16 protein-coding genes are annotated in these 13736 nt (G+C 63.8%); 3 read left to right on the top strand and 13 right to left on the bottom strand.

Annotated elements, in window-relative coordinates; translation table 11 throughout:
- Positions 1-2: 2 nt before the first annotated feature.
- From ACG01O_RS02790 to ACG01O_RS02780, 3 genes are read right to left on the bottom strand one after another with little or no spacing between them, the layout of a single operon-like run.
- Complete coding sequence (locus ACG01O_RS02790; RefSeq protein WP_394381165.1) at positions 3-1091, bottom strand: COX15/CtaA family protein; 1089 nt, start codon at positions 1089-1091, stop codon at positions 3-5.
- Positions 1092-1098: 7 nt separating this feature from the next.
- The gene (locus tag ACG01O_RS02785) at positions 1099-1758 is read right to left on the bottom strand and encodes an SCO family protein (RefSeq protein ID WP_394381162.1); all 660 of its coding nucleotides are present in this window, start codon (positions 1756-1758) and stop codon (positions 1099-1101) included.
- 4 nt (positions 1759-1762) lie between these two features.
- Positions 1763-2473 (bottom strand): SURF1 family protein, encoded by a 711-nt coding sequence (locus tag ACG01O_RS02780; protein WP_394381159.1) that lies wholly within the window; start codon positions 2471-2473, stop codon positions 1763-1765.
- A 30-nt stretch (positions 2474-2503) separates the two neighbouring features.
- Between ACG01O_RS02780 and ACG01O_RS02775 the strand changes: the two genes are divergently transcribed.
- Positions 2504-2725 carry a DUF2909 domain-containing protein gene (locus ACG01O_RS02775; RefSeq protein WP_394381156.1) on the top strand — a complete coding sequence of 74 codons (222 nt, stop codon included), beginning with the start codon at positions 2504-2506 and terminating at the stop codon, positions 2723-2725.
- A 53-nt stretch (positions 2726-2778) separates the two neighbouring features.
- Here the strand turns inward: ACG01O_RS02775 and ACG01O_RS02770 are convergent, their stop codons facing one another.
- The 7 genes from ACG01O_RS02770 to ACG01O_RS02740 form a co-directional block, all read right to left on the bottom strand.
- Entirely contained in the window at positions 2779-3663 is an 885-nt protein-coding gene (locus tag ACG01O_RS02770) for a cytochrome c oxidase subunit 3 (protein WP_394381153.1), read from the bottom strand.
- A gap of 48 nt (positions 3664-3711) precedes the next feature.
- Entirely contained in the window at positions 3712-3954 is a 243-nt protein-coding gene (locus ACG01O_RS02765) for a DUF2970 domain-containing protein (protein WP_394381150.1), read from the bottom strand.
- The gene (locus tag ACG01O_RS02760; RefSeq protein WP_394381147.1) at positions 3951-4568 is read right to left on the bottom strand and encodes a cytochrome c oxidase assembly protein; all 618 of its coding nucleotides are present in this window, start codon (positions 4566-4568) and stop codon (positions 3951-3953) included. Before ACG01O_RS02760 ends, ACG01O_RS02765 begins: the two co-directional genes overlap by 4 nt.
- A 1-nt stretch (position 4569) precedes the next feature.
- Positions 4570-4680: a cytochrome oxidase small assembly protein gene (locus ACG01O_RS02755; RefSeq protein WP_394381144.1), complete on the bottom strand. Its 111-nt coding sequence runs from the start codon at positions 4678-4680 to the stop codon at positions 4570-4572.
- A 5-nt stretch (positions 4681-4685) separates the two neighbouring features.
- The gene (gene ctaD / locus ACG01O_RS02750) at positions 4686-6332 is read right to left on the bottom strand and encodes a cytochrome c oxidase subunit I (RefSeq protein WP_394381141.1); all 1647 of its coding nucleotides are present in this window, start codon (positions 6330-6332) and stop codon (positions 4686-4688) included.
- A gap of 28 nt (positions 6333-6360) precedes the next feature.
- Positions 6361-7539, bottom strand: a complete 1179-nt coding sequence (coxB, locus tag ACG01O_RS02745; protein ID WP_394382493.1) for a cytochrome c oxidase subunit II — start codon at positions 7537-7539, stop codon at positions 6361-6363.
- Between the two features lie 173 nt (positions 7540-7712).
- The gene (locus ACG01O_RS02740) at positions 7713-8636 is read right to left on the bottom strand and encodes a methyltransferase domain-containing protein (RefSeq protein ID WP_394381138.1); all 924 of its coding nucleotides are present in this window, start codon (positions 8634-8636) and stop codon (positions 7713-7715) included.
- Between the two features lie 23 nt (positions 8637-8659).
- Here ACG01O_RS02740 and ACG01O_RS02735 point away from each other — a divergent pair, with 23 nt between their 5' ends.
- Complete coding sequence (locus ACG01O_RS02735) at positions 8660-9415, top strand: ComF family protein (protein WP_394381135.1); 756 nt, start codon at positions 8660-8662, stop codon at positions 9413-9415.
- A 22-nt stretch (positions 9416-9437) separates the two neighbouring features.
- Positions 9438-9908, top strand: coding sequence for a tRNA (uridine(34)/cytosine(34)/5-carboxymethylaminomethyluridine(34)-2'-O)-methyltransferase TrmL (gene trmL / locus ACG01O_RS02730; protein WP_394381133.1), 471 nt, complete (start codon positions 9438-9440; stop codon positions 9906-9908).
- A gap of 28 nt (positions 9909-9936) precedes the next feature.
- Here trmL and ACG01O_RS02725 read toward each other — a convergent pair whose 3' ends face one another.
- The 3 genes from ACG01O_RS02725 to ACG01O_RS02715 all read right to left on the bottom strand — a co-directional run bounded on the left by ACG01O_RS02725 (position 9937) and on the right by ACG01O_RS02715 (position 13601).
- Positions 9937-10935 (bottom strand): NAD(P)H-dependent glycerol-3-phosphate dehydrogenase, encoded by a 999-nt coding sequence (locus ACG01O_RS02725; protein WP_394382491.1) that lies wholly within the window; start codon positions 10933-10935, stop codon positions 9937-9939.
- Positions 10936-11110: 175 nt separating this feature from the next.
- Positions 11111-11584, bottom strand: coding sequence for an SMI1/KNR4 family protein (locus ACG01O_RS02720; protein WP_394381130.1), 474 nt, complete (start codon positions 11582-11584; stop codon positions 11111-11113).
- A gap of 1699 nt (positions 11585-13283) precedes the next feature.
- Positions 13284-13601, bottom strand: coding sequence for a DUF6471 domain-containing protein (locus ACG01O_RS02715; protein ID WP_394381127.1), 318 nt, complete (start codon positions 13599-13601; stop codon positions 13284-13286).
- Positions 13602-13736: the final 135 nt, after the last annotated feature.

Raw genomic sequence — 13736 nt, 5'->3', positions numbered from 1 at the left:
GGTCAGGAAAGGCGTCGCCCGAGGCGCGCAAGCAAGACGGTGAGCACAGACAGCAGGGCGGCGGCACCGGCGGTGTGGGCCAAGGCGGCCACGATGGGCCAGTCCAACACCACGTTGGACAAGCCCGACACCAGTTGCCACGCGGCCACGGCCATCAGTGCGCGAGAGAAGCCGGGAAACCCGGCGCGCAGCCGCCAGGCGAGGCCCAGCACGGCGGTGAACACCACGAGCGCGCCCAGGCGGTGCGCCATGTGAATGGCCGCCAGCGCTTCAAAGCCGAGGAAGCCCCCGCCCGCCCGTTGGCCCAACTCTCGCCAAAATTGAAAGCCTTGATGGAAGTCCAGGGCCGGCCACCACTGACCGCCGTGGCAGGTCGGGAACTCATCGCAGGCCAGCACGGCGTAATTGGTGCTCACCCAGCCGCCCAGCGCCACCTGCAGGACGGTCAAGATCAACACCGCCGTCACAGCCCAGCGCACAGCCGCGGGAGCCGGGGTTCGCCGGGGCTCAAACCGCTGGGCTTGCCAAGCCAGCAACATCAACAGCCCCATGCCGAACAGCAGGTGCAAGGTGACGATGGCTGGAAAGAGCTTCATGGTCACCGTCAATGCCCCAAACGCTCCCTGCACGCACACCCACGCCAAGGTCCAGGTGGCCACCCAGGGCGACGGCGCGGCCGCCCCCTGCTGCCGGCGCAAGCGCCAGCTGAGCACCGTCATGGTCAAGATCAGCAAGCCGACGCCGCTGGCCAGGTAGCGATGGATCATTTCGATCCAAGCCTTGCTGTGCGTGACCGGGCCCGTGGGCATCGCGGCCTGGGCCGCACTGATGGGCTCGTGCGCGCCGATCGGGCTGGCCGCGGCGTAGCAACCGGGCCAGTCCGGGCAGCCCAAGCCGGAATCGGTCAACCGTGTGAACGCCCCGAACACGATCAGGTCGAAGGTCAGGAAGGCCGTCAGCAGCGTCAACGCACGCAGCCGTTGCGCCGGTGAGCTGGCTCGGGAGCGCTGACGCCACCACCACAACGGCCCCAATGCCACCGCACCGCCGATGGCAGCCACCTGGCCCAAGGGAATCAAGGTCTCGTTCATCGCGTGATCAACGCCCTGCAGCATCCCAGCCGGCGCTGGCCTTGAGCAACTTGTCGAGGTCGCCCTTGAGCTTCTTCGGGTCCGGATCAGCCGGTGCGCGAAGCATCCAGCGGCCCATCGGGTCGACCACGTAAAAGTGATCGCTGACCCCGCCACCTGCTGCGGGCTGCAGCCATTGCGCGAGGCGCACCGGGTCCACGCGCAGCACCGTGGCCTCCACGCCCTTTTGCTCCACCGCGGCCAGCACAGCGGGCGAAGGCGTTCCGCCGTCCGGAATCAGCCACACCTTGTCGACACGACCGCGCTCCTTGCCAAGCATCTCGCGCAACTGGCGCTGCACGAACAACTGTCGCTCGCAAGCCTGGCCGCAGGCCGACGGCTGCACCGCGATCAGGAGCCACTGACCTTTCAACGACTCCGCAGCCACTGGCTGGCCCTGAAGTGTCGTCAGCGGCAAGTTGGTGGGCAGCGGCACCGTGGGCGTGATCAGCTGACCGTAGGCCGAGCCACTGGGCTTGACCACGTAGAAGGTGAAGTAGGACGCGATGACTGGCGCAGCGCACACGGCCATCACCAACAGCATGCGCAGCCGCCCGGCGCGGCGCTGCCCCTGACCCAGCTGAGACGGGTCCGGCAGGCTGTGCACCGAGAAAGAGACAGGCGACATCGCGTCAGTCGGCGTGCCGTGCCCGGAACCGCGGGCGGAGGAGTTGGAACCAGACATAAAGGCAGGCGATCAGCGCACAAAGCGCAAACCATTGAAAGGCGTAGCCGTAGTGTTTGTGCAGCCCGACATCCGGCGCCGGCCAGTGCCGAAGCAATCCATCGTCGGTGGCCGGGTCGGTTTGAACCACCGTGTAGGGCAGCAGTTCGATGCCCGCTTCACGCCCGAAAGCTGCGATGTCCAGATTCTGCCGGATGGCCCCAGACCCAGCGGAACCCAAGTCATAGAGCCGAGAGGGTCCATCCACGAGTTGACCTTCGACCGCCACCTCGTCTGACGGCGTGCGCAGCGTTGGCAGGCGCTGACGGTCGTACGGGTCACGAGGTGCCCAGCCCCGCTGCACGAGCAGGACGCGGCCGGTTTCTGACAGCCGCAGCGGCGTGACGACATAAAAACCCGCCCGCCCGTCCATGGGCCGGTTGTCCAACCAGACGGTGTGTGCCGAGAGCCAGTGGCCACGCAGCCGAACACGTCGGTGTGGCGCTTGGGCCAGTGGCAACTCCGACGCTCCAAGAGGCGGCAATGCGAGCGCCGCGTCGGCCGCTGCTTGCAGATCCAGCTTTTGCTGGGCGCGGTCGAGCTGCCAAAAGCCGAGTCGCGCCGTGCCCGCGCAGGCCAGCAAAGCCAACGCCAACATCCAAAACCGTGCCGGCTTCATGCCCAGCCCTCACGCCCATAATCCCGGCGCATGAAATTCGTATTCCTGATTGCGTTCATCGGCATCTTGGGAGCACTCGCATCGGCCGGCTTCTTCATGCTGCGAAAGGGCCGCACGGAGCAGCGCCGCAGCCCGAACATGGCGCGGGCACTCGCGTTGCGCGTCGCCTTGTCGGTAGCCCTGTTCCTGATCATTTTGCTGAGCTGGAAGTTGGGCTGGATCCAACCCACCGGACTGCCTGTGCGCAGTTGATGCCAAGAAAAAAGCGCCGCGTCAGCGGCGCTTTCTCATGGAGGCCTCGTGGCTTACATCCAGTAGACCACGACGTACAGGCCCAGCCACACCACGTCCACGAAGTGCCAATACCACGCGGCGCCTTCGAAGCCGAAGTGACGGTCGGCCGTGAAATGGCCCTTCATCAAACGAATCGTGATGAACAGCAGCATCAGCGCGCCCACGCAAACGTGGAAGCCGTGGAAGCCGGTCAACATGTAGAAAGTGGAGCCGAAGATGCCCGACGACAGCTTCAGGTTCAGTTCAGAGTATGCGTGGTGGTACTCGTAGGCCTGGAAGCCCAGGAAGGTCGCCCCCAGCGCCACCGTGATCCACATCCACGCGATCGTCTTGGCGCGGTTGCCTGCGATCAGCGCATGGTGCGCAATCGTCAGCGTGATACCGGAGGTCAACAGCAACCCGGTGTTGATGGTCGGAATCGGCCAGGGGCCCATCGTGCTGAACGCTTCCACGGTGCCCGCGGGCGAAGCCGTGAAGCCAGCCGCCGTGCTCGGCCACACCGCCTTGAAGTCAGGCCACAGCAACGAGTTCTCGAGGCTGCCCAGCGACGGCAGCGCGAAAACGCGGGCCCAGTACAGCGCGCCGAAGAACGCCGCAAAGAACATCACCTCCGAGAAGATGAACCAGCCCATGCTCCAGCGGAAGGACACATCGATGCGGTCGCTGTAGAGGCCACCTTCGCTTTCGCCAATGGCATCACCGAACCATTGGCGCAGCACGAAGGCCCAGAGCGCCAAACCACCGAACAGGGAATACATGCCCCAGCCGTGGCCGTTGATCCACTGGCCCGCGCCGAGGATCACAAAGAACAGGCCCAGAGCCGCCATCACCGGATGGCGCGAAGGCCCCGGGACAAAGTAGTACGGGGCCTTGCCCGCGGTCGTCGCTGCCGACATGTCGTTCTCCTAGTTCTTGCTCGATCTGAACTCAGTCACAGACGGCCATCAGGCCGCTGCCACGCCGCTGCTGATCACCCAACGGATCACCAACACCAGCATCAATACAAACAGGGCGGCACCTAGCACGCCCGCAATCAACACGTGCACCGGGTTGAGTCGGGCCATGTCATTTTCATGGTCCCGCCCGCGCCGCACACCAAAAAAACTCCACGCCACGGCCGAGAGCGTCTGCAGGAACGAGCCCTTGCGCGCCAACGCGTCCTTCAGCTCCGAAGACGGCTCGTTCACAGCGTGGCTCCAGCCGCCTTGGGCGCCGAATCCTGCACCACACCCAGCTTCACCCCGCCCTTGCCGGCCACCTCAAAGAAGGTGTACGACAAGGTGATGGTCTTCACGTCCTTGGGCAGCTTGGAGTCGATCACAAACACCACCGGCCACTGCTTCGACTCACCCGGCTGCAAGGTGTACTCGTTGAAGCAAAAACACTCCAGCTTGTTGAAGTGCGCACTGGCCTGCATCGGCGCGTAGCTCGGGATCGCCTGGGCCGCCATCACGCGGTCCTGCTTGTTCCGAAATTCATACATCACCTGCGCCAACTCACCCGGGTGCACCGTCATGTGGCGCACCGCCGGCTTGAAGTCCCACGGGCCGCGGGCGTTGGTGTCGAACTCCACCGTGATTTCGCGGCTGTAGTCGATCTGCCCATTGCCGTTGGCTACACCGCGCTCGGACAAGACCGTTTGGCGCTCAGACAACGACAACACGTTGATACCCAGCGCCTCGCAGATCGCCTTGTACAACGGCACCAGCGCGTAGCCGAACCCGAACATCAGGCCCACCACCACCGCCAGCTTGATGAGCAACTGGCGGTTGTCGCGGTGCAGGGCGCTCAGCAGAGACATCTCAGTGGGCGAACAGCGCCATCTTGGCCATGAAGCCAACGAAGAAGGTCAGTGCCACCGTCAACAGGATCAAACCCAGCCGACGGTTGCTCTTGCGTTGCTCCGGCGTCATGGTGCTCAGGCGACGATGCGCGTGGCCGAAGCGTTCAGCTTGGGCGGCTCTTCGAAGGTGTGGAAGGGCGCCGGCGACGGCACTTCCCACTCCAGCCCCTCGGCGGCCTCCCAAGGCTTCTGCGCCGCTGCAACGCCCTTACCGCGCATCATCGGCACCACGACGAACAGGAAGAAATACACCTGCATCAGGCCGAAACCGAAAGCGCCCACCGTGGCAATCTGGTTGAAATCGGTGAACTGCATCGGGTAGTCGGCATAGCGTCGCGGCATGCCGGCCAAACCCAGGAAGTGCATCGGGAAGAACGTGACGTTGAAGGCGATCAGCGAACCCCAGAAGTGGATCTTGCCACGCGTCTCCGAGTACATCACGCCAGTCCACTTCGGGCCCCAGTAGTAGACGCCGGCGAACAGCGCGTACAACGAACCGGCCACCAGCACGTAGTGGAAGTGCGCCACGACGTAATACGTGTCCTGGATCTGGATGTCGATGGGGGCCATCGCGCAGATCAGGCCGGTGAAGCCGCCCATCGTGAACACGAAGATGAAACCCACGGCCCACAACATGGGCACTTCGAAGGTCATCGAGCCGCGCCACATCGTGGCCAGCCAGTTGAAGATCTTCACGCCGGTGGGCACCGCGATCAGCATGGTCGCGTACATGAAGAACAGCTGGCCCGTCACCGGCATGCCCGTGGCGAACATATGGTGCGCCCACACGATGAAGGACAGGATGGCGATCGACGCGGTGGCGTAGACCATCGAGGCGTAGCCGAACAGGCGCTTGCGGGCGAAGGCCGGCACGATCTGGCTGATGATGCCGAAGGCCGGCAAGATCATGATGTAGACCTCGGGGTGGCCGAAGAACCAGAAGATGTGCTGGTACATGACCGGGTCGCCGCCGCCCGCCGGGTTGAAGAAGGCAGTGCCGAAGTGGCGATCGGTCAGCGTCATCGTGATGGCACCCGCCAGCACCGGCATGACGGCGATCAGCAGGTACGCCGTGATCAGCCAGGTCCAGCAGAACATCGGCATCTTCATCAGCGTCATGCCCGGGGCGCGCATGTTGAGGATGGTCACGATGATGTTGATCGAGCCCATGATCGAGCTTGCGCCGAGGATGTGCATGGCGAAGATGCCGGCGTCCATCGACGGGCCCATCTGCAGCGTCAGCGGCGCGTAGAGCGTCCAGCCGGCCGCGGGGGCGCCGCCCGGCATGAAGAAGCTGGCCACCAGCATGATGGCTGCGGGAATCATCAGCCAGAAGCTGAAGTTGTTCATCCGCGCGAACGCCATGTCACTGGCGCCGATCTGCAGCGGAATCATCCAGTTCGCGAAGCCCACGAACGCCGGCATGATGGCGCCGAACACCATGATCAGACCGTGCATGGTCGTGAACTGGTTGAACAGCTCAGGGTTGAAGAACTGCAGACCCGGCTTGAACAGTTCGGCACGGATGCACAGCGCCAGCACGCCGCCGATCATCAGCATCGTGAAGGCGAACAACAGGTACAGCGTACCGATGTCTTTGTGATTGGTGGCGAACACCCATCGACGCCAGCCGGTGGGCGCGTGGTGGTCGTGATGATCGTCGTGGGCGTGGTCGCCAGCGTGGCCACCGTGAACGCCGTGGGGGGGGAGCACTGCACTCATGTGTTTACCTCTGATTCGGCGTTCCGGATTACTTGCGTGCGGCGACGATTTCCGCCGGCTGCACCGTCTGACCCGTCTTGTTGGACCAGCTGTTCTTCGTGTAGGTGATGACCGCAGCGATGTCGGTGTCGCTGAGTTGCTTCCAAGCCGGCATGCCCTTGTCCATGCGACCGTTCAGCAGCACCTGGATCTGGTCAAGGTGGTTCTCCGCAAGCACCAACGGGGACGCGTCCAACGCCTTGATCGGGCCAGCGCCCTTGCCGTCCGGCTTGTGACAGACGGCGCAGTTGGCGGCGTACACCTTCTCGCCACGGGCCACCAAAGCGGCTTGCTCCCAAACCTTGCTCGGATCGTCCGCCTTGGCGGCCATTTCCTTCTTCTTGCCGTCCACCCACTTCGTGTAGTCCTCAGCGGACACGACCTTCACGTGGATGGGCATGTACGCATGCTCCTTGCCGCACAGTTCGGCGCACTGACCGTAGTAGTCGCCCACCTTCTCGGCCTTGAACCAGGTGTCACGCACAAAACCGGGAATCGCGTCCTGCTTCACGCCGAAGGCCGGGATCATCCAGGCGTGGATCACGTCGTTGGCGGTGGTGATGATGCGGATCTTCTTGTCCACCGGCACCACGAGCGGGTTGTCCACCTTCAGCAGGTAGTTGTCCACGGGTTCGGGGTTGCCGCTGTTCGAGGCCTCGCGCTGGGCGGTGTCCAGCGTGGCCAGGAAACCGATGCCTTCGCCTTCGCCCTTGAGGTAGTCGTAGCCCCACTTCCACTGGTAACCCGTGGCCTTGATGGTCACGTCCGCATTCGTGGTGTCCTTCATGGCCACCACGACCTTGGTCGCCGGCAAGGCCATGCCGATCACGATCAGGAAAGGCACCACCGTCCAGGCGATTTCGACCGCCACGCTTTCGTGGAAGTTCGCCGACACCGCGCCCTTGGACTTGCGATGCTTGAAGATGGAATAGAACATCACGCCGAACACCGCGACAAAAATCGCCAGGCAGATGATCAGCATGAAGTTGTGCAACCACATCTGGTCACGCGCGATCGTGGTGACCGGCTCGTGCAGATTGATCTGATTGACGCCAGGACCGCCCTTCAGGTCGTTCACCGCCAGGGCCGGACCCGTTGCCAGGGCCGCCGCCGCTGCGGCCCACCGGCCCCAAGCGCGTGAGGCGCTTTGCACTCGTGCGTTCATCATCGTCATGGTTGTCAACTTGGTTCTTTGAAGAGCAGGGCTTGCAAACGGGCCGAAGCACCCGATATGCAACACAAGTTCCTGTGTCGGGACCCGGCAATGTGCCAAATCCTTGATGCGGCTCAAGAGTTTAGCCCAGGGCGCCCTGGGTGCAGAGCCGTGAAAGCCCCGAGGAATCACCCCCCCGGTGGCTTCACTTTCAGTGCAGCGCGCATGGAATCCAGCGAGACGTGCGTCTCTGCGGCCACCACCATCCGTGGCGCGGCCTTCACGGCGTGACCGAAAACCAGTTCCAAGGTCAGGGCCAGCCGGCCATCGCTATCCCGCAAGCTCTCAAGCTCGCCCAGCAGTTGCCGATGCCATCGGCGCCCGAGCAAGCCAGACCGCCGCTGCGGTGAAAGATTGCCCCCGAGCGCCCGCAGGTCCGCCAACAACTGCTCGGGGCTGCCCCAGGTCAGTCGAAGGCGTTGCTGGTCCATCACCGGGTCGGTGAAACCCGCCTTGAGTGCCAGGTCGCCAATGTCATGCATGTCCCACCACATCGGCGCCGGCAGACCCCACCCGAGCCGGGACCACAACGCCCGCAGCTCGATGAATGTGTCCGGCCCCAAGCAGGAAAACATCACAAACCCGCCGACCGCCAAGCTGCCCTGCCACTGCGACAGCAGTCCAGGGAGATCCGCATGGGCATGCAGCGCCATGTTGGACCACACCAAATCGACCGGCGGAACGGCCGGCAGGCGTTCTACGTGTCGCGCAGCACTCCCCCACCATTTACGCCACCACGGGCCAGCCAATTCGGCCGCCGCCCGCGCCTCCAAGGCCGGATGCGCTTCGTGCCACAGCATTTCAGCCGTCGGGTAGGCCTCTCGAAGCACCTGCAAGCTGCTGCCCAACGCGGGTGTGGTGTCGAGCACGCGCTTGGGCGCCAGCTTGATGTAGGCCAGCCGCTCGGCCATGCGTGACGCCACCTCGGCGTGCAACCACGGTGCAGCGGAAGCAGCCGCCAGCCGCCGCACCTGCCGATTCACGGCCGGTTCATCCAGATCCTGGGCGCGGAACGCAGACTTTGAGTTAGGGGGCGTGGCCTGCGGATTCATGGGCCGCTGAGTATATTGAGCCGATGCCGGATCGCTTGCTCACTGCGGCCAAGCCCGCACTGATTGAAAAGGTGCTCATGCGCTGCGCAGGGCAATGCGCGGTATGCCGCGCCTGGAGCCACCGCACGATCTGCGACAGCTGCTTGGCGCTGTACGCGCAGCCACAGGTGCGGTGCCGGACCTGCGCCGCCCGCCTACCCGTCGAACTGAGCGGTCATGCGCACGCCCAATGCGGACGATGCCTGCGCACCCCACCACCGCTGGATCGCACCATCACGGCGCTGGACTACGGATTCCCCTGGGACGGCTTGCTGCAGCATTTCAAGTACCACCAGGCGCTGGACCTGCGTGAATGCCTGCTCGATCGGCTGAACGCGGCGCTCGACGCAGCCGAAGTCGCAGAGCCCGACTTCGTCTTGCCCGTTCCCGTGTCGGCGGAACGACTGCGGGAACGCGGCTACAACCAGGCCCACGAGCTTGCCAAGGCACTCGCCAGGCGTCGGGCCCTGCGTTGCGAACCCGAACTGCTGCTGCGAGTGAGACACAACGAACGGCAAGCCCACCTGTCGCTGGAGGCCCGCGCGGCCAATGTGCGCGGCGTGTTCGCGGTGGACCCGCTGAACGCCCCGCGCCTGCGCGGGTGCAACGTCGCCTTGCTGGACGACGTCATGACGACTGGCGCCACCCTGTATGAACTAGCCAGTGTGCTGTTGCAGGCCGGGGTGATGAGCGTGCAGGCGTGGGTGGTGGCCCGAACGCCGGAGCCCGGCGACAACTGAACGGCGCGGGATACTCCCGCCCATGTTCCAGATCGTTCTCGTGCACCCCGAAATTCCGCCCAACACCGGCAATGTGATCCGGTTGGCCGCGAACACGGGATGCCAACTGCACTTGATTGAGCCGCTGGGTTTTTCGATGGAAGACCGGTTGCTTCAGCGCGCCGGGCTGGACTACCACGAGTACGCCCCGCTGAAGCGCCACGCCAATTGGGATCAATTCCTGGCGACGGAAGCACCCGACCTCGGCCGCATGTTTGCCTTCACCACCAAGGGCAGCCGCCCGTTCGGGGAAGTTCAGTGGCAGCCGGGCGACTGGCTGGTTTTCGGCAGTGAAACGGCAGGGCTGCCGCCCACGCTGCGCGACAGCTTTCCGGTGAACCAGCGGGTTCGCCTGCCCATGCGCGCCGGCCAGCGCAGCCTCAACCTCAGCAACAGCGTCGCGGTGGCGGTGTTCGAGGCCTGGCGACAAAACGGCTACGCGGACGGGATTTGACGCCCGAGCGCCCGCCATCAGCCGCCGTTCACTCGGGTCGGGGCTGACGGCCCATCAGCAGGTCCACGCCCTGAGCAGCGGTGACCCGCCCTTCCAGCAAAGCCACCATGGCCGCCGTGACGGGCATGTCCACCCCCAGCGCCTGGGCGCGAGCCAACACCGTGGGCGCGCTGTAGACGCCCTCCGCCACGTGGCCGAGTTCGGCCAAGATGGACGGCAGCGCCTGCCCCCGCGCCAGCATCAGGCCCACGCGGCGGTTGCGCGACAGGTCGCCCGTGGCGGTCAGCACCAAATCCCCGAGGCCTGACAAGCCCATGAAGGTCTCGACCCGCGCGCCCAGGGCTTGGCCCAGGCGCAACATTTCAGCCAGCCCTCGGGTGATGAGCGCCGCCCGCGCGTTCAGCCCCGGTGCATCGGGGGCCGAACCGCTGAGGCCATCGCACACACCCACGGCGATGGCCATCACGTTCTTCACCGCGCCCCCCACTTCCACCCCCACAGGGTCGGTCGAGGTGTAGACGCGCAGCCGGTCGCCGTGAAACGCCTCGACCGCGGCGTGTGCCAACTCGGCGTCCTCACTGGCCGCCACCAGAGCGGTGGGCCGCCCAGCAGCCACCTCCTGCGCAAAGCTGGGGCCAGAGAGCACCCCCACCCGCTGCGAGTGCTGCAATTCGCGGGCGATTTCGTGGCCCAAGCGGCCCGTGCCGGCCTCGAACCCCTTGCACAGCCACAGCACCCGCTGCGACGCCGGCAACGCGGCCAAGGTGGCCCGCAGGCCCGACATCGGTGTGCCGATGATCGTCAGGCCCGCACCGGCGTGCCGCACCGCAAGGTCGAAGTCCGACGTCAACGCCAGGCCGCGGGGCAGTGGCGCATCCGGCAAATACGCTTCGTTGCGCCCCACCTCGCGCATGCGCGCCATCGCGGCGGCATCCCGCCCCCAGAGGCACACGTCGTGCCCGGCACCCGCGGCCTGAATGGCCAAAGCCGTTCCCCAGGCGCCGGCGCCCAGCACGCTGATCTGCATCGTCGTCATGAGAAAGAGTGTCGTCCAAGGGTGTTATCCAGCAGATGACCAATCGCCTTTGCTGACAAGAACTTAGCGGGGTGGGGAGTGCTGGGGAGGGGTTGGTGTCTAACCGTTCGTCGGCGCCTCGGAACTCACAACTAGGCCCAGCGGAGGGCGCAAGCCCCGTTGGGCATCAAGCGGCCTCTTCGCGCCCCAGCATGGCCACGAAGGCTTCCACGGACGGGGCAACCATCATCGCGGACTCCGAACCGGCGACCATGTCAATCGCGACGATGGGCGGCTCGCCCTGCGTTCGGAGGTCAAAAGCAAGCAGTTCACCGCCTCCGTCACCTCCGATGATAAAGAACCCTTCTTCAAGCCAGCGCTGTCGCCAAGCTTTTGCGCCGCCGGTCAACACTGTGGTGGCGTCGTCCAGGCAGCAGTTGTACGGCGCAACCGGTAGCGCAGCTTCGCCACCATCAGTTGCTGCAAGCAGGTTAAGGTAGCCGCAGGGAATCTGCGAAGGGATTTTCTTGCGCAGATGCTCAATCGCTTCGAGCGAAGCTCCACGATTCCAGCGCGTTTGAGGCCCATGCCTCAGGTGGCGGGAGTTTAATCGGTCTGCACACATGGCGTTGGTACGTAAGGACTCCACGCCATTCAGCACGGTCGCTGATAAGGCAAGGTGACGGGTTCCCCCGGCTTAAAGCATTTGGCAGGAAGCCCTGAGTCGAGTGACGGGGGACTTGATACTCCAGCTGCTGCCCCTGTCGGCGAGGGCGGCGGCACAAGGGTAGGTAGCCCCTGAATCTTTGACAGTGCTCGGAGATATGCCAATCTAGCGTCCTCCAGTGCGGAAATCAGGGGGCTTGGGAGTGACAGATAGCTGACACGCACAGTTTGTGTACAGTCGTCTGCCACGCCCCGGTCCACCTGAACTATCCAGCTTCCTTGCCGAGGTTGGCGTCCGGCAAAACACAAGCCTCCATCCGGGACTACGCCATGGGGCGTAAGCGTATAGGGGCATTCCGCGCGATGCCCCCTGAGTTCGCTATTGAATGCGCTCAATCGGACGCATGCCTCGGGTGTTGGTCCTCTACTAGAAATCGTCAGTTCGCGAAGTGCACGCAGGCTGATGTTTTGAGCGCCGGGGAACTCCCGATGGACTACCGTGTAGCCCCGGAGCAGCCCGTTGCCTCCGTCCCACTCGGTGATGACCATGCCGAATACCGGCGCGTCCAACTCCGGTTCTTGAGTAGTTTTCCCCGCAAGTATGAAAGCCTCCTCGATGCGCTCCTTATCGGCGAGTCTGTTGTCGACGATGAGCGTTCGAAGTCGGCTGACAACCACATCAGACAAGTCAAGCTCGTGCGCGGCCCCTCCCGCGTGTGCACTGAAGGGCGCTGCCAACAAAACGGCAATAAGGGAGGGCAAGAGGACTGTTGGCTTCATTACCCCGTGTAGCCAGCCCGGCGAATGCCCGTGCCTACCTCCCTAGCCAGGGTAGTCAAGCCGGTGCAATCAGTTGGCCGGCGCCAGCGTAAAAACGAGGGAATCAGACGACACGGCGACGCTCGGAGTGGAGCAATACCAGTTCTTCCTGGGCGAGGCGCTGGTGAGCCGGCACTTATACTCCGCCGAACGTAGAGGAGTCGTCAGCCTCATCGGGGATAACGACGCCTGGGGCTCCGGAGAGGACGGGGGAGCAGAGATAACCCTCATCGAACTCCGCTTCCAGTCGCAGAGCCCCAGATAGGGCTTGTTTGGGATTTCAAATTCGAAACGACCAGGCTGAGCTACTTCAGCCGGCAGATACAGGGCTGCACGTTGGTGCAGAACAGGCTTGTCGGTCAACGGGACTACCCCAAATACACGCGGCACGGTCGCGCAGCGATTGTTCGTGGCGTGGTACCCCACCTCTATTGCGGGGTGAATACCGAGTGACGGCTCGACGATTACAGTGATGTGGGCTGCGCCTTCTTGAAGAGGAGTCGGTGCGGGAAGAGCGCCAGCCACATATTGATACGCCAGCCATCCACCGCACCCGAGGATGGTGAAAGCAACGAGGTTTCGTGATTTGAGGAGCATGCTCCGTGTAGCCAACGGTTGCCACCCTCTTTGTCAACCGTCGACCTTAGCAATCAGTTTTAACGCGGCCAGTCATTTCGTAATAGTTTCTGCTTGCCAAGGTTACGGCAACTGACAGATAGTGCCTGAATGCCAGTTCCTACACTGCCATCAATGGGTGTTCATCTCCCAATACCGATAGCCATTAAGGGCTTGTTTGACGCTGCGCGTTCGTTGAGTTTCAATGGCGCTGGGATGAAACACCGGAGGCCCAGCGCGGATTCGCGTCGGTATTCCGGTCAGGACTTTTCAAGTTCAGAGACCGTCAGCTTGGTCACTCCAAGGGCACGCAGCACCTGCAGCGCAAACCCGAAGGTGAACGTGCCACGGTTGATGCGGCTGATGAGATTGCGCTCGGTCACCTCTTCACCCAGGTGGCCCATGCGCTGGACGAGCACCTTGTAGCTCACGTCTCGTCGCTGCATTTCGGCGCGGATGATTTGCCGCGCTTCCACGTCCCACTTGCTCGGCGCTCGCCGCTGGGTTGACGTGCCCGGGGCCGTTTTGGCCGCCCGGCGAGCCGCGCCTTTGCCTGAAGCAGGGGTCTCAGAAGTCATTTTCGAAGAGTAGCTTGGCAGGCGAAATTTCAGCTTAGATGTCGCCTTTTTAGGACTAATGTTGCCTATGGGCAGCATCGTTTAAAGAGCCGTCCAACACGCTGGACTTCGGCTATGCCGCTCCCTCATAGGTCA

Origin of the sequence: Pelomonas baiyunensis, from assembly GCF_043555935.1 — a bacterium.
Lineage (GTDB): Bacteria > Pseudomonadota > Gammaproteobacteria > Burkholderiales > Burkholderiaceae_C > Pelomonas > Pelomonas baiyunensis.
The sequence above is the reverse complement of the archived record's forward strand: the minus strand, read 5'-3'. Positions and strand labels throughout refer to the sequence as shown.